Source organism: Achromobacter sp. PD1, assembly GCF_048541815.1.
Classification (GTDB): domain Bacteria; phylum Pseudomonadota; class Gammaproteobacteria; order Burkholderiales; family Burkholderiaceae_B; genus Achromobacter; species Achromobacter bronchisepticus_A.
In genome coordinates, this window is record NZ_CP183349.1 from 2,616,040 (window position 1) to 2,632,644 (window position 16,605).

Annotated in this window: 16 protein-coding genes; 5 read left to right on the top strand and 11 right to left on the bottom strand. The window is 64.6% G+C overall.

Annotated features, from left to right (window positions below; translation table 11 throughout):
• Window position 1: 1 nt before the first annotated feature.
• Entirely contained in the window at window positions 2-736 is a 735-nt protein-coding gene (locus ACM1PE_RS12275) for an aspartate/glutamate racemase family protein (protein WP_118932467.1), read from the top strand.
• A gap of 87 nt (window positions 737-823) precedes the next feature.
• Here ACM1PE_RS12275 and ACM1PE_RS12280 read toward each other — a convergent pair whose 3' ends face one another.
• The 7 genes from ACM1PE_RS12280 to proC all read right to left on the bottom strand — a co-directional run bounded on the left by ACM1PE_RS12280 (window position 824) and on the right by proC (window position 7,586).
• Window positions 824-1,525, bottom strand: a complete 702-nt coding sequence (locus ACM1PE_RS12280; protein ID WP_013393945.1) for an ABC transporter ATP-binding protein — start codon at window positions 1,523-1,525, stop codon at window positions 824-826.
• The gene (gene livG, locus ACM1PE_RS12285) at window positions 1,525-2,292 is read right to left on the bottom strand and encodes a high-affinity branched-chain amino acid ABC transporter ATP-binding protein LivG (protein ID WP_013393946.1); all 768 of its coding nucleotides are present in this window, start codon (window positions 2,290-2,292) and stop codon (window positions 1,525-1,527) included. The genes ACM1PE_RS12280 and livG overlap by 1 nt, the downstream gene beginning before the upstream one ends.
• Entirely contained in the window at window positions 2,289-3,524 is a 1,236-nt protein-coding gene (locus ACM1PE_RS12290) for a high-affinity branched-chain amino acid ABC transporter permease LivM (RefSeq protein WP_059375894.1), read from the bottom strand. Before ACM1PE_RS12290 ends, livG begins: the two co-directional genes overlap by 4 nt.
• Window positions 3,524-4,450, bottom strand: coding sequence for a high-affinity branched-chain amino acid ABC transporter permease LivH (gene livH / locus ACM1PE_RS12295; protein ID WP_054454161.1), 927 nt, complete (start codon window positions 4,448-4,450; stop codon window positions 3,524-3,526). Before livH ends, ACM1PE_RS12290 begins: the two co-directional genes overlap by 1 nt.
• A gap of 189 nt (window positions 4,451-4,639) precedes the next feature.
• Complete coding sequence (locus tag ACM1PE_RS12300) at window positions 4,640-5,755, bottom strand: high-affinity branched-chain amino acid ABC transporter substrate-binding protein (protein ID WP_059375890.1); 1,116 nt, start codon at window positions 5,753-5,755, stop codon at window positions 4,640-4,642.
• Between the two features lie 431 nt (window positions 5,756-6,186).
• Window positions 6,187-6,756: a queuosine precursor transporter gene (locus ACM1PE_RS12305; protein ID WP_059375887.1), complete on the bottom strand. Its 570-nt coding sequence runs from the start codon at window positions 6,754-6,756 to the stop codon at window positions 6,187-6,189.
• Window positions 6,753-7,586 (bottom strand): pyrroline-5-carboxylate reductase, encoded by an 834-nt coding sequence (proC, locus tag ACM1PE_RS12310; RefSeq protein ID WP_118932469.1) that lies wholly within the window; start codon window positions 7,584-7,586, stop codon window positions 6,753-6,755. The genes ACM1PE_RS12305 and proC overlap by 4 nt, the downstream gene beginning before the upstream one ends.
• Window positions 7,587-7,779: 193 nt before the next feature.
• On the opposite strand from proC, the gene ugpB reads away from it, so the two are divergent.
• From ugpB to ACM1PE_RS12330, 4 genes are all read left to right on the top strand, one after another.
• On the top strand, window positions 7,780-9,093 hold the full coding sequence (ugpB, locus tag ACM1PE_RS12315; RefSeq protein ID WP_059375879.1) for a sn-glycerol-3-phosphate ABC transporter substrate-binding protein UgpB: 1,314 nt from the start codon (window positions 7,780-7,782) through the stop codon (window positions 9,091-9,093).
• 198 nt (window positions 9,094-9,291) lie between these two features.
• The gene (gene ugpA, locus ACM1PE_RS12320) at window positions 9,292-10,173 is read left to right on the top strand and encodes a sn-glycerol-3-phosphate ABC transporter permease UgpA (RefSeq protein WP_059375876.1); all 882 of its coding nucleotides are present in this window, start codon (window positions 9,292-9,294) and stop codon (window positions 10,171-10,173) included.
• Window positions 10,174-10,194: 21 nt separating this feature from the next.
• Window positions 10,195-11,046 carry a sn-glycerol-3-phosphate ABC transporter permease UgpE gene (gene ugpE / locus ACM1PE_RS12325; protein WP_013393954.1) on the top strand — a complete coding sequence of 284 codons (852 nt, stop codon included), beginning with the start codon at window positions 10,195-10,197 and terminating at the stop codon, window positions 11,044-11,046.
• A 128-nt stretch (window positions 11,047-11,174) separates the two neighbouring features.
• Window positions 11,175-12,263, top strand: coding sequence for a sn-glycerol-3-phosphate import ATP-binding protein UgpC (locus ACM1PE_RS12330; protein WP_419343438.1), 1,089 nt, complete (start codon window positions 11,175-11,177; stop codon window positions 12,261-12,263).
• Window positions 12,264-12,346: 83 nt separating this feature from the next.
• Here ACM1PE_RS12330 and ACM1PE_RS12335 read toward each other — a convergent pair whose 3' ends face one another.
• From ACM1PE_RS12335 to ACM1PE_RS12350, 4 genes are all read right to left on the bottom strand, one after another.
• Window positions 12,347-13,234, bottom strand: a complete 888-nt coding sequence (locus tag ACM1PE_RS12335) for a MipA/OmpV family protein (protein WP_059375869.1) — start codon at window positions 13,232-13,234, stop codon at window positions 12,347-12,349.
• A gap of 61 nt (window positions 13,235-13,295) precedes the next feature.
• The gene (locus tag ACM1PE_RS12340; protein ID WP_059375865.1) at window positions 13,296-14,390 is read right to left on the bottom strand and encodes a serine hydrolase domain-containing protein; all 1,095 of its coding nucleotides are present in this window, start codon (window positions 14,388-14,390) and stop codon (window positions 13,296-13,298) included.
• Between the two features lie 148 nt (window positions 14,391-14,538).
• Window positions 14,539-15,831 carry an ATP-binding protein gene (locus tag ACM1PE_RS12345; protein ID WP_419343440.1) on the bottom strand — a complete coding sequence of 431 codons (1,293 nt, stop codon included), beginning with the start codon at window positions 15,829-15,831 and terminating at the stop codon, window positions 14,539-14,541.
• The gene (locus ACM1PE_RS12350; protein ID WP_082400978.1) at window positions 15,824-16,525 is read right to left on the bottom strand and encodes a response regulator; all 702 of its coding nucleotides are present in this window, start codon (window positions 16,523-16,525) and stop codon (window positions 15,824-15,826) included. Before ACM1PE_RS12350 ends, ACM1PE_RS12345 begins: the two co-directional genes overlap by 8 nt.
• Window positions 16,526-16,605: the final 80 nt, after the last annotated feature.

Sequence of the window (16,605 nt, forward strand, 5' to 3'; positions counted from 1 at the left end):
CGTGAACAGCTATTCCCAGGGTTGTTACCTGGGTGTATTGGGCGGCATGGGCCCCATGGCGGGCGCCGCCTTTGCCCTGCGCCTGGCGGCATTGACGCCCGCCGCGATCGACCAGCAGCACATCCCCACGCTGCTGCGCAACGACCCCCGCATTCCCGACCGTTCCAGCGCCTACATGGCCGGCGGCGAGAATCCCCTGCCCTACATGCAGGAAGGCGTGCGCTTTTTGCAGAACGCCGGCGCGCAGCTCATCGCCATTCCGTGCAACACGGCCCACCTCTGGTACGACCAGATCGCCGCGTCCACCGACCTGCCCGTGCTGCACATCATCCAGGCCGTCATCGACGACCTGCGCCGCCTGGGCCTGCCCGCCGGCCGCATCGGCCTGATGGGCACCGCGGCCACGCTCAAGCTGGGCCTTTACCAGCGGCATCTGGAAGCGCAAGGCTACGAGTGCATCGTGCCCGACGACGACGAAGTCGAGCGTTACTGCATGGGCTCGATCCGCGCGGTCAAGGCCAACCGCCTGGAGGACGCCTACGCGCCGGCCGCCGAATGCATCGCCCGCCTCAAGGCGCGCGGCGCGGACGCCGTGGTGCTCGGCTGCACCGAACTGCCGCTGGCCGTGCCGCACGCGCTGCGCCCCAGCCTGGGCGTGACGCTGACCGACTCCATCGACGCGCTGGCGCGAGCCGCAATCGCGCACTACCAGGCCGAACAACTGCTGGCGGCCTGAGCCCGCTACTCCTTCCCCGCGCCAAGCAGGCGAAAAAAAAGGCGCATCTTCCGATGCGCCCCAATTTCCCTTCGCGGGGAATCGCAATCAGCCGCCCAGATACGCCTTGCGCACCTGATCGTTGACCAGCAGATTGGCGCCGGTGTCCTGCAACACCACGCGCCCGTTTTCCAGCACATAGCCGCGGTCGGCCACGCCCAGCGCCTTGTTGGCGTTCTGTTCGACCAGAAACACCGTCACGCCCTGCTCGCGGATCTCGCGGATGATGTCGAAGATCTGGGCGATCACCAGCGGGGCCAGGCCCAGCGTCGGCTCGTCCAGCAGCAACAGGCGCGGACGCGTCATCAGGGCGCGGCCGATGGCCAGCATCTGCTGCTCGCCGCCCGACATCAGGCCGGCGCGCTGGCTGGCGCGCTCTTTCAAGCGCGGAAACAGCCCGTACACGTGGTCGATGCCCGCCTGGATCTCCTCGCGCTTGGCGAAGAAGCCGCCCATCATCAGGTTCTCGGCCACGGTCAGGTCCTTGAAGACCCGCCGCCCCTCCGGCGAAATGGCGATGCCATTGCGCATGATGTGGTGCGTGTCCTTGTGGGTGATGTCCTCGCCCTCGAACGTGATCGTGCCTTCCTTGGCGCGGGGGTTGCCGCAGACGGTCATCAGCAGCGTCGTCTTGCCCGCGCCGTTGGCGCCGATCAGCGTGACGATCTCGCCCTTGTTGACCTCCACCGACACCCCGTTCAACGCCTGGATGGCGCCGTAGTAGGTATGAATGTTATCCAGCTTAAGCATTACTCTTCCCCCAGGTACGCCTTGATGACGCGCTCGTCGTTGCGCACCTGCTCGGGGGTGCCGGTAGTGATGGGCTTGCCGTGCTCCATGACCAGGATGCGGTCGGAGATGCCCATGATCAGGCTCATGTCGTGCTCGATCAGCAGCACCGCGACGCCGAACTCGCGCCGCAGCTGGTCGATCAGCGACTGCAGATCGCGCTTTTCCTGAGGATTCAGGCCCGCCGCCGGTTCGTCCAGCATCAGCAGACGCGGCTTGGTGATCATGCAGCGCGCGATCTCCAGGCGGCGCTGGTGGCCGTAGGCCAGGTTGCCCGCCTCGCGGTTGGCGAACTCGCGCAAACCCATGAAATCCAGCCATTGCGCGGCGCGCGCCAGCGCGTCGGTCTCGGATTGGCGATAGGACTTGAGCTTGAGCAGGCCCGGCAAGAGCCGCGACTCCACCTGCGTGTGCTGCGCGACCAGCAGGTTCTCCAGCACGGTCAGCTGCTTGAACAGGCGCACGTTCTGGAAGGTGCGCACCAGCCCGTGGCGCGCCACCTTGTGGCTGGGCAAACCGGTGATGGCCTTGCCGTCCATGGTGATGTCGCCCGCCGTCGGCGCATAGAAGCCGCCCACGCAGTTGAACACGGTGGTCTTGCCTGCCCCATTGGGGCCGATGATGGCGAACACCTCGTCGGATTTGACTTCGAACGCCACGCTGTCCACGGCCAGCAGGCCGCCGAACCGCATGGTGAGTCCGGATACTTTCAGCAATGCCTCGCTCATTTAGCCAACTCCACATGGGGACGCTTCATGGGCAACAACCCCTGCGGACGCCACATCATCATCAATACCATCACCAGGCCGAACATCAGCATCCGGTACTCGGCGAACTCGCGCGCCACTTCCGGCAACACCGTCAGCAGCACCGCGGCCAGGATCACGCCCACCTGCGAGCCCATGCCGCCCAGCACCACGATGGCCAGGATCAGCGCGGATTCGATGAAGGTGAAGGACTCCGGATTCACCATGCCCTGGCGCGCCGCGAAGAACGCGCCGCCGAAACCGGCGAACATGGCGCCCAGCGTGAACGCGGACAGCTTGATCCGCGTGGGATTCAGCCCCAGCGAACGGCAGGCGATCTCGTCCTCGCGCAGCGCTTCCCAGGCCCGGCCGACCGGCATCCGGATCAGCCGCGTCGACACGAACAGCGTGACCAGCGCCAACAGCAGCGCCATCAGGTACAGGTACACCACCATGTCCTGGTTCTGGAAGTTCCAGCCCATGAATTCATGGAACGTGGTGCCGCCTTCCGTGCTGGCGCGGCGCGTCATTTCCAGGCCAAACACCGTCGGCTTGGGGATGCCCGAGATGCCGTCCGGACCGCCGGTCAGCGTGTTCAGGTTGATCAGCAAGAGGCGGATCATTTCACCGAAGCCCAGCGTCACGATGGCGAGGTAGTCGCCGCGCAATCGCAATACCGGAAAGCCCAGAATGAAGCCGAACAGCGCGGCCATGGCGCCCGAGAACGGCAGCGCTTCCCAGAAGCTCCAGCCGCCCCAGTGGTACAGCAAGGCGTAGGTATAGGCGCCGACGGCGTAGAAGCCCACGAAGCCCAGATCCAGCAGGCCGGCGAAACCCACGACGATGTTCAGGCCCAGGCCCAGCATCACGTAGATCAGCACCAGCGTGGCGATGTCCACCGAACTGCGTCCGGCGAAGAACGGCCACACCACCGCTATCGCCAACAGCAACAACGCGAGCGGCTTGTGGGTCTTGACAGGCGCCGCCGGCAAGGTCGGCAGGCTCGTCTTGAGCTTCTGGAACGGCTTGGCGATCCAGGGGCGCAGCAGCTGGAACACGAACACGATCGCGGCGGCAATCGCCACCAGCGACCAGTTCGATTCCATCGTGGTGCGGGCGCCCTGGCGGATCAACTGCAGGCCGAAGACGGGGGTGACGATGACAGCCGTCAGCACGGCCGCCATCGTGGCGTTTTTCAGATTGTTGTTCGACATCAGACTTTTTCCACCTCAGGTTTGCCCAACAGCCCGGTGGGACGGAACAGCAGGATCAGGATCAGCAGCGAAAACGCCACGATGTCCTTGTACTGTGAGGAGATGTAGGCAGCCGCGAAGGTCTCGGCCAGCCCGAGCAGCACGCCGCCCAGCATGGCGCCGGGGATGCTGCCGATGCCGCCCAGCACTGCCGCGGTAAAGGCCTTGATGCCGGCCAGGAAGCCGATGAAGGGATTGAGCTTGCCGATGGTGATGGCGATCAGCACGCCGCCCACCGCCGCCAGGATCGCGCCCATCACGAAGGTGAACGAGATCACGCGGTTGGTGTCGATGCCCAGCAGGTTCGCCATGTGCATGTCCTGCGAGCAGGCGCGCGAGGCGCGGCCCATGCGGGAATACTTGATGAACAGCGTCAGCCCGATCATCAGCACCACCGTGACCACGATGATCATGATGCGCGAATACGGCACCGTCACGTCGAAGTCGGAGCCCATGTGGAACTGCACGGCGCCCGACACCAGCGATGGCACGGCCATGTCGCGCGCGCCCTGGCCCAGGGCCACCCAGTTCTGCAGGAAGATCGACATGCCGATGGCCGAGATCAGCGCCACCAGGCGGGGACTGCCGCGCACCGGCCTGTAGGCGACGCGCTCGACGCTGAAGCCGTAGATGCCCGTGACCACGATGGCCACGACCAACATGGCGGCGATGATGAACGGTATCGGCAAGCCGCTATTGGTGCCGATGGCCGTCAAGGTGACCAGGCCGACATAGGCGCCGATCATATAGATTTCGCCGTGAGCGAAGTTGATCATACCGATGATGCCGTAGACCATTGTGTAGCCGATGGCAATCAACGCATAGATCGCGCCCAGAGACAATCCGTTGAAGAATTGCTGGGTAAGTTGGGGTATGAGGTCAGACATTATTTCTCTTGCTCCAAATGGTTCCGGCCCCGGTGGAGAGACCCGGAGCCGGAAACCTGGGCGTATTTTATAAGGGCCTGGCATCTGCGCCCGCCGGCCGCACAGCGCTTTTGGCGCATCGCTACGCGGATTACGGCAGAACGAGGACGACAGGCCCTACACGCCGGCGACGCCGGCGGGATCGCGAGTTTACAGCTGGGTCTTCTTGCCGTCCTTATCCCATTTATAGACGGCGAACTCGAAGTTCTTCAGGTCGCCCTTGGCGTCGTACTCGACCTTGCCGATGCCGGTGTTGAAAGTGGTCTTGTGCATATAGTCGGCCACCTTGGCGGGGTCTTCGCCCACCGCGTTGATGCTGTCGGCCAGGATCTGCACGGCGGCGTACGCCGGCATCTGGAAGGCGCCGTCCGGATCGCGCTTGGCGTCCTTGAAGGCCTTCACGATGCTCTCGTTGCCGGGCAGCTTGGTGAAGTCGGCCGGCAGCGTGACCAGCAGGCCGTCGATGGCCGGGCCGGCGATCGCCACCAGATCCTGGTTGGCGGTGCCTTCCGGACCCATGAACTGGACCTTCAGGCCTTGTTCACGCGATTGGCGCAGCAACAGACCCAGCTCGGGGTGGTAGCCGCCGAAATAGACGAGGTCCACGCCAGCCGACTTGAGCTTGGTGATGATGGCCGAGTAATCGCTGTCGCCGACGTTGATGCCTTCGAACATGGCGACGTTCACGCCTTCCTTGCCCAGCGAATCGCGGACCTGGGTGGCCACGCCCGAACCGTAGGTCTGCTTGTCATGCAGCACGGCGACCTTCTTGGGCTTCAGGGTCTTGGCGATGTAGTTGGCGGCGTACGGACCTTGCTGGTCGTCGCGGCCGATGGTGCGGAAGAAGTAATGCGGCTTGATCGTGTCGGTGACCAGCGGCGAGGTCGCGCCCGGGGTGATGCCGACGATGCCCTCTTCCTCGTAGACCTTGACGGCAGCCACGGTCACGCCCGAGCACGCGTGGGCCACGGCGAACTTGGCGCCGGAGTTGACCACGCGGTTGGCGGCCGGCACGGCCTGCTTGGGTTCGCAGCCGTCATCGATGAGGATGGGTTCGAGCTTCTTGCCCTTGACGCCGCCCTTGGCGTTGATGGTCTCGATCGCGGTCAATGCGCCGGCCTGGATCTGGTCGCCGTATTGCGTATTGGGGCCGGTCATGGGCTGGGGAATGCCGATCTTGATCGTGTCGGCGGCGTGCGCGGCGCCAGCCAAGGCAAGTGCCCCAAGCGCCATGGCTACCGGGGTAAGGCGATTCAGAAACTTCATGCGGAGTTCTCCAGCGAGGTTTTGAGCGGCTCTGTCCGACGCGGTTTATCGGTTGGGTAATCCGTTAATCCTCGTCGCCCGTCGCCGGCTTCTTGGGCAAAAACACGGTGTGGCCGGTATTCTGGAAGCAAGCCGCCATACTGTCACTGCGTGTAATCCCCAATATTTTGGCGCGCACCTTTAATCGTGACGGATAGCCGGGGCAAACCCATGAAATCGTTGGAGAATCCGCAAGAAAATCGTATTTATCATCTGGCGCGCCATCCGGAATTGTGCTTTGGGATATATATAGCCGCCGATTAATACGCTGTTTAAGGACGCATTTAAATACAGTGCTTACGCAGGACTTACGAATAATAATTAACGTGCGTAGTTATTCACTGGATTAAAGCCCGGGGCGGCCTGAAGACCACAGGCGCCCCGCCGCATGCTCAGGCATTGGCCGGCTTGGCCAGATTCCACATCAGCGCCCGGAAAGGCGCCAGCATGCTGATATTGACCGCGAGCTTGATCGCCAGGTCGCCCATCATCCAGGTCATCCAGGGCGCGCCGGTAGCCGCGAAAGCCACGCTGAAGAACACGGCCGTGTCCAGGATGGCGCCAAGCACGCCCGACACCAAGGGCGCGCGCCACCAGCGCTGGTCGCGCAATCGGTCGAACACCTGGATGTCGACCAGTTGCGCGCAGATATAGGCCAGGCCCGAAGCCAGCGCGATGCGCGGCGAGGCCACCCATACCGACACGACCAGGGCGGCGGCAAAACCGAACCAGACCACTCGGCGCGCGGCCGCCGGGCCGAAACGGCGATTCAGCACGTCCGTGACCAGGAAGGCGACCGGATAGGACAGCCCGCCCCAGGTCAGCCAGTCATTCAGCGGCACCTGCACCAGGATGTTCGAACCGACCACCACCACCAGCATGCACAGCACGGCGATGGCGAATTGCGGCCGGCTCATGAGCGCAAAGCGCCGGGAGCCCGCGCTCCCGTCCGCGGCCGTCATTTGCCGAACTCCTCCGCCAGCTCGCGCGAGCGTTGGGCGGCGGCCGCCATGGCGTCTTCGACGATGCCGGCAAACCCGGCCGCGCCGAACGCATTGAGCGCCGCGGCCGTGGTGCCGCCCTTGGACGTCACACGTTCGCGCAGCGTGGCCAGCGGTTCAGAAGACTCGGCGGCAAGGCGCGTCGCCCCAGCCAGCGTGCCCAACGCCAATTGCTTGGCTTGCTCGGCCGTCAGGCCGACCTTCTGCCCGCCGGCCACCAGCGCTTCCAGGAACAGGAACACATACGCCGGGCCGCTGCCCGACAACGCGGTCACGCCATCGAGCGCGGCGTCGTCGGCGACCCACACCACGTCGCCCACGCTGGACAGCAATCGGGCCGCCAGGTCGCGGTCGGCTGCGTCCACCCCATCCAGGGCCGCCAGGCCGGTGATGCCGGCGCCCACCAGGGCCGGCGTGTTCGGCATGCAGCGCACCAGGCGCTTGAACGGCGCGTCGGGCGTGCCTAGCCAGGCGGCCAGCGTATCGGCACGGATGCCGGCCGCCACGCTTACCACCAAAGTGTCTTCACGCAACCATTGACGCGTGGAAGCCACAACGTCCTTCATGTTCTGTGGCTTGACAGCGAACACCCAGACCCGGCACCGCGCCAGGGCCTCGCCCGGAGCCGTCGCGGTGGTCATGCCGCGAGCCTGCCAGGCGGCATGCGAATCCTGGTTTATGTCAATGACATGTATGTTGCCGGCGGCGCATACTTTGCCGGCCAGGCCGGAGGCCAGCGCAGCGGCCATATTGCCGCCACCGATGAACGCAATCGAAAGTTCGTTTTTCATAGGGGCCGATTGTAAACGGGAGTTCTCGTTGGGAAAAAAAAGAAAAATGTTCGTTCGCGCCTAAAACGCGCAATTTGACAGGCGTTTGGAGTGATGTGAAAGTCACGGTTTTGTCACAAACAATTCATAAGGTGTCGTGTTTTCTGCGCCCGGACAACCCGGTCGCGTCACGCCCAACTGGAGGAACCTCTCTATGCGATCCCACCGTATTGCCTTAACCTTTGCCGCCATCATGACGGCTTTCGCAGGCGCCTCCGCGCATGCCGCCACCGAGATCCAATTCTGGCACTCGATGGAAGGCGCGCTGGGCGACCGCGTGAACGGCCTGGTCGACGAATTCAACAAAAAGAACCCCGACTACCAAGTCAAGGCAGTCTACAAGGGCAACTACGGTGAATCCATGAACGCCGGCATCGCCGCGTTCCGCGCCGGCAACGCCCCGGACATCCTCCAGGTGTTCGAAGTCGGCACCGCCACCATGATGTACGCCAAGGGCGCCATCAAGCCGGTCCAGCAGATGTCGGAAGAAGTCGGCAACCCGATCGATCCGAAGGAATTCATCGGCGCCGTGGCCGGCTACTACTCGTCGGCCGACGGCAAGCTGGTGTCGATGCCCTTCAACAGCTCGACCGTGGTGTTCTACTACAACAAGGACGCCTTCAAGAAGGCCGGCCTGGACGCCGACAAGCCGCCCAAGACCTGGGAAGAGCTGGCTGCCGCCGGCCAGAAGCTGAAGGCCGCCGGCCAGGAATGCGGCTACACCACCTCCTGGCCGTCGTGGGTCCAGCTGGAAACGTTCTCGGCCTGGCATAACGTGCCGTACGCCACCAAGGACAACGGTTTCGGCGGCCTGGACGCCCGCATCGCCATCAACACCCCGCTGCACGTGCGCCACCTGGAAAACCTGGCCAAGCTGGGCAAGGAAGGCATCTTCATGTACGGCGGCCGCGGCGACGAGCCGAACTCGCTGTTCATCAGCGGCAAGTGCGCCATGATCACCGGCTCGTCCGGCCTGCGCGCCAACATCGCCAAGAACGCCAAGTTCGAATTCGGCACCTCGACCCTGCCCTACTACGCCGACGTGCAAGGCGCGCCGCAGAACACCATCATCGGCGGCGCTTCGCTGTGGGTCTTCGCCAACAAGAAGCCGGAAACCTACAAGGGCGTGACCGCGTTCTTCAAGTTCCTGGCCAGCCCGGAAATCGCCGCCCGCTGGCACCAGCAGACCGGCTACGTGCCTGTCACCAAGGCCGCTTACGAGCTGACCAAGAAGGACGGCTTCTACGACAAGAACCCGGGCACCGAAGTCGGCGTCAAGCAGCTGAACGTCGAAACCACCGCGCAATCGCGCGGCCTGCGCCTGGGCTTCCTGCCGCAGATCCGTGAAATCGAAGACGCCGAAATCGAACGCATCGTTTCGGGCAAGGTCAGCGCCAAGGACGGCGCCGACAACATCGTCAAGCGCGGCAACGAACTGCTGGAAAAATTCGAGAAGAGTGTAAAGTAACGCCCTTCCGCGACGTCAGCCCAGTCCTGTCAATCGGTATTTTCCATGCCGTAACAAGGACTTGGGCTGTTTTGCACCAGGCAGTACAAGGCTTAAGGCCCTGGGGTTTTTAGGGCTTTAAGCCTGTCGCATTTTACGAAGGCGGTTTCAGGCGGCGGTTACTCCAACCGCCGCTTTTCTGTACCTTGGGTTCCCCCTATGGAAAAACGTGTTGTATTCGGGCACAAGACCTTGCCCTATCTGCTGCTCCTGCCGCAGATCATCATTACCGTGGTCTTCTTCTTCCTGCCGGCCGGCCAGGCCATGTGGCAATCGCTGCGGCTGGAAGATGCATTCGGCTTGTCCTCCGAGTTCGTCGGGCTGGACAACTTCATGGAACTGTTCTCGCAACAGGCCTACCTGGATTCCTTCCGCGTCACCGCCGTGTTCTCGATCCTCGTGGCGGTGGTCGGGCTGGGCGTGTCCTTGCTGCTGGCCGTCATGGCAGATCGCGTCATCCGCGGCGCCGGGCTCTACAAGACACTGCTGATCTGGCCCTATGCCGTGGCGCCCGCCGTCGTCGGCGTGCTGTGGCTGTTCCTGTTTTCGCCTTCCGTCGGCATCCTGGCCGTGGCCCTGCGCCATGCCGGCGTCGACTGGAATCCGCGCCTGGACGGCAACCAGGCCATGACCCTGGTGCTGATCGCCGCGGTATGGAAGCAGGTGTCGTACAACTTCCTGTTCTTCCTGGCCGGCCTGCAATCGATTCCGCGCTCGCTCATCGAAGCCGCCGCGATCGACGGCGCCAGCCCGTCGCGCCGCTTCTGGAGCATCGTGTTCCCGCTGCTCTCGCCCACCACGTTCTTCCTGCTGGTGGTCAACATCATCTATGCCTTCTTCGACACCTTCGCCGTGGTGGACACGACCACGCAGGGCGGTCCGGGCACGTCGACCTCCATCCTGGTCTACAAGGTGTACAGCGACGGCTTCCGCGGCCTGGACCTCGGTTCGTCCGCGGCGCAGTCGGTGGTGCTGATGTTCATTGTGATTGCCTTGACGGTCGTGCAGTTCCGCTACGTCGACCGCAAAGTGCAGTATTGATTTTGTCCGAGGCTATAAACAATGGTTGAACGCCGTCCCTGGCTGGATATTCTGGCCCACGTCATCCTGCTTTGCGGCGTGGCGATGGTGGCATTTCCGCTCTATGTCACTTTCGTCGCGTCCACCCAGACCGCGCAGGAAGTGGCGTCCGCGCCGATGTCCCTCATCCCCGGCAAGCATTTCGTCGACAACTACATGCAGGCGCTGTTCGGCGGCTCGTCCGGCGGTTCGTCGGGCGCGCCCGTGGGCCGCATGATGTACGTCAGCCTGATCATGGCGCTGGCGATTTCCATCGGCAAGATCGCCATCTCGCTGCTGTCGGCCTTCGCGGTGGTGTACTTCCGCTTCCCCGGCCGCATGTTCTTCTTCTGGATGATCTTCGTCACGCTGATGCTGCCCGTCGAAGTCCGCATCGCGCCCACCTACAAGGTCGTGGCCGACCTCGGCCTGCTCAACAGCTACGCCGGCCTGACCCTGCCGCTGATCGCCTCGGCGACCGCGACCTTCCTTTTCCGCCAGTTCTTCCTGACGGTGCCTGACGAGCTGATCGAGGCCGCGCGCATCGACGGCGCGGGTCCGGTGCGCTTCTTCCGCGACGTGCTGCTGCCCTTGTCCAAGACCAGCATCGCCGCGCTGTTCGTGATCCAGTTCATCTACGGCTGGAACCAATACCTGTGGCCGCTGCTGGTCACCACGCAGGAAGACATGTACCCCGTCGTCATCGGCATCAAGCGGATGATCAGCGGCGGCGACAGCGTGACCGAATGGAACATCACCATGGCCACCGCCATGCTCGCGATGATTCCGCCGGCGCTGGTCGTCATCCTGATGCAGAAATGGTTCGTCAAGGGTCTGGTCGACACTGAAAAATGACCCCCACGCCGCGCCTTCGGCTTGCTGCCCCCCAGGGGGGCGTTTTCATCTTGAGACGGCTCGGCGATGAAAAGGTGCCCCCTGCCCGCCCTCGCCCACCCGAACACGACTCCGAACACGAATAACTCATGGCTACTCTCAGCTTCCGTAACGTCAAGAAAACCTACGCCGGCAATGTGCCGGTCATCCATGGCATCGACATGGACGTCAAGGACGGTGAATTCATCGTCATCGTCGGCCCCTCGGGCTGCGGCAAATCCACGCTGATGCGCATGGTCGCCGGCCTGGAAACCGTCACCAGCGGCGAAATCCTCATCGACGACAAGGTCGTCAACAACCTGGAACCCGCCGAGCGCGACATCGCGATGGTGTTCCAGAACTACGCGCTCTACCCGCACATGACCGTGTTCGAGAACATGGCCTACGGCTTGAAGATCCGCAAGTTCTCCAAGGACGAGATCAAGAAGCGCGTGGACGTGGCCGCGCAGATCCTGGAACTCGGCCACCTGCTGGACCGCCGCCCGCGCGCGTTGTCCGGCGGCCAGCGCCAGCGCGTGGCCATGGGCCGCGCCATCGTGCGCGAACCCAAGGTGTTCCTGTTCGACGAACCGCTGTCGAACCTGGACGCCAAGCTGCGGGTGGCGATGCGCCTGGAAATCATGAAGCTGCATCGCCGCCTGGGCACCACCAGCCTGTACGTGACCCACGACCAGGTCGAAGCCATGACGCTGGCCCACCGCATGATCGTCATGTATCAGGGCGTACCTGAACAGATCGGCTCGCCGATGGAAGTATTCGAAAAGCCCGCCTCGACCTTCGTCGCCGGCTTCATCGGTTCGCCGCCGATGAACCTGATGGAAGTGAACGTGGCCGGCGACGGCACGGTGCAGACACTGGACGGCGTCGCGCTGGATATCTCGCCGCTGCAGGTGCCCTCCCAGGTGCGCGGCCGCAAGATCATCATGGGCATGCGTCCCGAGCACATGCTGCTGAACACCCAGGGCGTGCCGGCCGAAGTCGAAATGGTCGAAACGCTGGGCTCCGAACAGCTGGTCCACAGCCGCTGCGGCAAGAACATGCTGGTCGTGCGTTGCACCACGCGCCAGCTGTCCGAGTCCTCGGCCAAGGTCGGCGACCGCGTCAACCTGGGCCCGGACGGCCGCCATCCGCTGCATTGGTTCGAGGCCGACAGCGGCCGCCGCGTGCAAGGCCTGTAAACCATCCCTGGCCGGAAGCCGGCGGCAATGCCCGCCCGCTTCCGCCTAGCCCGCTCCCGTCCGGGAACGGGCTTTTCCCCCGATCAATACGAGTACGTCATCATGGTGCCGATGGAGTACTGCGCACGGTCTCGCACGATGGGACTGTCCGCCGCGTCGCCATACAGGCGCCGGGCTTCCGCCGCCGTCGTCCACGACCAGGACTTGGAGAGCGGCACGGTCCACGTCGCGCCCAGGCCCACGCTTTCCAGGCCGCCCTTGGGCGTGTACTTGCGATAGCCCGAGTTCGCCGACTGCTTGCCGCTCACGCCATACCAGGTGCGCATGTAGTTGCCGTCGCCGAAGGTGCCGGACAAGGCCAGCGAGATCGCTCCGGCGCTGCCTTCGTACACGGTGGTGCTGGCTCCCAGGTTGAACATCGTGTAGGCGCTGCCCACGTCCCGGTCATCGCCCTTCTTGAAGGCATGCGCGATCGTGGCCGACAGGGTCACCGGGCCCAGCGTGGTTTCGGCATCCATGCCGATCTGCGCACGGCTCTTGATGTCGCCCATGCCGCGCAACTTGTCCGAGCCCTGGTAGCCCTTCTTGTGGTCCTTGCGCGCCGCGCTGGGCTGCAGATAGAAGCTGAATGTGCTGTTCAGCGCGTGCGTCTCCCAGCCGAGGCCGCGGTCGGTACCGAGGAAGAAGCCGCCCGGACTGCGCACGCCTGCGCCGAAGATCGGCGTCGCGGAGTACTCGTCGCTGCCGCTGTAGCGCGGCGCGTAGCCTGCGCCCAGCGTGCCGTAGAACAGCCATTCGTCCGCCGGCCCCTCCCCGGTCGCCACCGTCAACCCGCGCGAGCTGGCCCCGCGCTGGCCGTAGACGGAACTGTTCGCAGCGTCATCGGCCAGGGACAGTCCCGGGACTAAAGCCAGCAGACACGCGACGCCGGCGCCGCGTTTAAACAGGGTGGAACGGATTTTTCGCTTCATAACAGCTTCCAAGAAACGAGGTTGAGGGGGGATAAAACCGGGGAGCCGGGAACGGCCCGATCTATTGGGCGATTGCGCCCTGCTTGGCCTGGCGCATCAGCGCCATCGCCATCGTCGACACCGAGGCCACCAACGGCTCGCTCGTGTCGGAATTGCTCATGACCAGCACTGCGAGCTTGTCGCGCGGAGCCAGCACCAGGCGCGAATGGAAGGCTTCGGTGGCGCCGCTATGCAGGCGCAATGGCGTGCCGGCGATATCGTCGCCACAGGGCGCTGCCAGCCAGGACAAGGCCAGGCGGCACTCCAGCGCCAAGCCGCCTTCCACCGTTTCCATGTCGAGCACGGCGCGGGCCGAGTCGGCATTGAGTATCCGGCGCCCTTCGTAGACGCCGTCGGCGAACAGCATGCTGGAGAAGCGCGCCATCTCCGAGGTGCTGAGCCACAGGCCGTCGGCCGCTTCGTTGGGCTGGGGCGCCTCGGTCCAGGGCGCGCCGCGACGGTAGCCCGAGGCGCGCAATTCGAGCATGCGCGGGTCGGGATGGAACCCGGCGCGCGGCATGTTGAGCGGCTGCAGGATGGTGCGGCGCACGTAGGTGTCGAACGGTTCGCTCGCCACGTGCGCGACCATGTCGCCCAACAGGGCGTAGGCCATGTCCGCGCGTGCGCGTCCCATGGTGTCTTCCAACGATCCAGGGTGCACCGCCAGCAGATTGCGGGCGGTGAAGGGATGCGTGCCCAGCCATTGCATGGCGCCGCGGCGCGGTTGGATGTCCCAATCGGGCAGCGCCTGCGAGGCGGGCTGGTCCAGCGCCAGGCGTCCGTCGTCGGCAGCGCGCAGCACGCCCGCGGCCGTGACGATCTTGGTGATGGTCCCTACGCGATACAGCGTGTCGCTGGTGGCGCTGCGGTGGCGCAGCGGGTCCGCGTAGCCGAAGCCCGTGCTCCACACCACGCGCTGGTCGTCGACGATGGCGATCGACAGGCCCGGCACGCCGGAAGCGTCCATGTCATAGGGGATGCGCTGGGCCAGATAACCCACCACCGCCTTGTAGTCGCCCTGGGCGATCGGAGGCGGCGCTTCGGGAGGCACGCCCTGGCAACCGCCCGCGGCGACCAGCAACATACCTACGGCAACCAGGCGGCTGAGGGAAAACATGGCTAGCGGCAAGACCTCTGAAGAGAACTGCCGTCATGCTATCCAGGCGCCTGCCCGCGATCTTTCCCGCTTTGTATGGAGTTTGTGAAGATTGCGGCGGCGGATTGTGAAGTTTGTTTACGTTGTGCCGCGCCGCGGCCGCCAGCCTTCAGGCGGTCTTCCAGGCAATCACGAAACGCGCGCCGCCCAGGGGGCTGTCGCTCGCCTGCACGGTCCCGTTGTGCCAGCGAGCCACCCGGCTCACGATGGCCAGGCCCAGCCCGACTCCGCCCGTCCCGCGGTCGCGGCTTTCGTCCAGGCGGATGAAGGGTTCGAAAATGCGCTCGCGGTCGGCTGGCGGGATGCCGGGGCCGTCGTCGTCCACGATCAGCACGTACTCGCGCGCGCCCGGACTGATCAAGCTGACCTGGACCTGCCGGCCAGCATGCCGGATGGCGTTCTGCAGCAGGTTGAGCAAGGCACGCGTCATGTAGCGTTGGTGCAGGTGCACCTCGGGCACCTGGCACAGCGCCACTTCGCAGCGCACGCCCGACACGCCGGCCTCGAAGCCGGCATGCTGCACCACCGAATCCAGCCAGCCGCGCGCGTCCTGCGGTTGCAACGCCACGCCGTCGCCCTTGTGCTCCAGGCGGGCGTACATCAGCAATTCCGAGGCCATGGCGTCCAGCTCGGCCACGTCGCTCTTCATTTCCTCGACCAATCGCCTGCGCGCGGCGGGGTCGTCCTCGCGGTCCATCATGTCCAGTTCGAACGACAGACGCGCGATCGGCGTGCGCAACTCGTGCGACACGGCATTGGTCAGGTCGCGCTGGTTGCCTACCAAGGCGCTGATGCGGTCGGACATCTGGTTGAAGGTGTCGCCCAGGTTGCGGATGCTGGAATGGCGCGACAGGCGCGCCCGGGCCTGCAGGTCGCCCTGCCCCATGCGCAAGGCGGCGGTCTTCAGCGCTTCCAGGTCGCGCCAGATGGGCAGCGCCCACACCAGCATGAAGGCGCACAGCAACAGGCCCAGGGCGGAATACACCGCGGCCATCAGCCAGGGGGCGATGGATGGTTCCGGCGGCAGCTTGACCTCCAGCCATTGCCTGCCCGGACCGGGAATCGCCGCCACGAAGGTCTGCTGCTTGTCGCGCACGAAGAAGCTGCCGGACTCCACCATGGCGCGTTCGTCCTTGGTGGCGCCATAGCTGTCGGCGTCGACCACCCTGAGGGCCAGGCCGTAGTGCGGCGCCAGCGCGTCGCGCACGTGCGCCTCGCGCTCGGCGGGCAGTACGCGGCTCAGTTCCTGCACCAGGCTGTGGATCTGGCCACGCACCGCTTCGCGCGTGTAGGCATCGCTGACGGGTTCGAAGAAGTAGTTGGCGGACCGGTCCACCACTTCGTTGGAAATGACGAAGCCCACCGCCAGCACCACGAACAGCCGCAGGACAAACTTAAGCATCACCGCCCTCGTGCGCCTTGGGCGAGAACAGATAGCCCTTGCCCCACACGGTCTTGATGCGCGCCGGATCGCGCGGGTCGTCATCCAGCTTGCGCCGCAGCTTGCTTACGCAGACGTCGACGCTGCGGTCCAGGCCGTTGAATTCGATGCCGCGCACCGCGTTGAGCAGGTCGTCGCGGGTCAGCACCTGGCCGGCCTGGCTGGCCAGCGCCCAGAGCATCTCGAACTCCATCGTGGTCAGGTCCACTTCGGAGCCTGCATGGACCACGGCGCGCGTACGACGGTCTATCACCAGAGGGCCGAACTCCAGGCGCTCCGGCGGCTCGTCCAGCTGACTATGCCGGCGCAGCAACGCGCGCACCCGCGCCAGCAGCACACGGGGCTCCACGGGCTTGATGACATAGTCGTCCGCGCCGGACTCCAGGCCCAGGATCTGGTCCAGGTCGTCCTCGCGGGCCGTCAGCATCAGGATGGGCGCGGACGAGAATGCGCGCAGATCGCGGCACACCTGCAGGCCATCGCGGCCAGGCAGCATCAAGTCCAGGATGGTGATGGCCGGGTCATGCCTGCGGAATGCCTCCACCGCGTGATCGCCGCGGTAGGCCTGGGCAACATGGAAACCGTGCTGCTCCAGGAACTGCGCAATCAGGCGCGATAGTTTCGGATCGTCTTCGACTAACAAGGCCTTGGTCATGGTGTCCAGACAGAAAAAGTGAGGTCGATGGCGCCGCATTCTACGCAAATGCGGCGGGCGCGCGTTCGACCGGAACGCGC

Coding starts and splice junctions, on each gene's coding strand:
- ACM1PE_RS12280 (WP_013393945.1), bottom strand. CDS start 1,525: ATGCTTAAGCTGGATAACATTCATACCTACTACGGCGCCATCCAGGCG.
- livG (WP_013393946.1), bottom strand. CDS start 2,292: ATGAGCGAGGCATTGCTGAAAGTATCCGGACTCACCATGCGGTTCGGC.
- ACM1PE_RS12290 (WP_059375894.1), bottom strand. CDS start 3,524: ATGTCGAACAACAATCTGAAAAACGCCACGATGGCGGCCGTGCTGACG.
- livH (WP_054454161.1), bottom strand. CDS start 4,450: ATGTCTGACCTCATACCCCAACTTACCCAGCAATTCTTCAACGGATTG.
- ACM1PE_RS12300 (WP_059375890.1), bottom strand. CDS start 5,755: ATGAAGTTTCTGAATCGCCTTACCCCGGTAGCCATGGCGCTTGGGGCA.
- ACM1PE_RS12305 (WP_059375887.1), bottom strand. CDS start 6,756: ATGACGGCCGCGGACGGGAGCGCGGGCTCCCGGCGCTTTGCGCTCATG.
- proC (WP_118932469.1), bottom strand. CDS start 7,586: ATGAAAAACGAACTTTCGATTGCGTTCATCGGTGGCGGCAATATGGCC.
- ugpB (WP_059375879.1), top strand. CDS start 7,780: ATGCGATCCCACCGTATTGCCTTAACCTTTGCCGCCATCATGACGGCT.
- ugpA (WP_059375876.1), top strand. CDS start 9,292: ATGGAAAAACGTGTTGTATTCGGGCACAAGACCTTGCCCTATCTGCTG.
- ugpE (WP_013393954.1), top strand. CDS start 10,195: ATGGTTGAACGCCGTCCCTGGCTGGATATTCTGGCCCACGTCATCCTG.
- ACM1PE_RS12330 (WP_419343438.1), top strand. CDS start 11,175: ATGGCTACTCTCAGCTTCCGTAACGTCAAGAAAACCTACGCCGGCAAT.
- ACM1PE_RS12335 (WP_059375869.1), bottom strand. CDS start 13,234: ATGAAGCGAAAAATCCGTTCCACCCTGTTTAAACGCGGCGCCGGCGTC.
- ACM1PE_RS12340 (WP_059375865.1), bottom strand. CDS start 14,390: ATGTTTTCCCTCAGCCGCCTGGTTGCCGTAGGTATGTTGCTGGTCGCC.
- ACM1PE_RS12345 (WP_419343440.1), bottom strand. CDS start 15,831: ATGCTTAAGTTTGTCCTGCGGCTGTTCGTGGTGCTGGCGGTGGGCTTC.
- ACM1PE_RS12350 (WP_082400978.1), bottom strand. CDS start 16,525: ATGACCAAGGCCTTGTTAGTCGAAGACGATCCGAAACTATCGCGCCTG.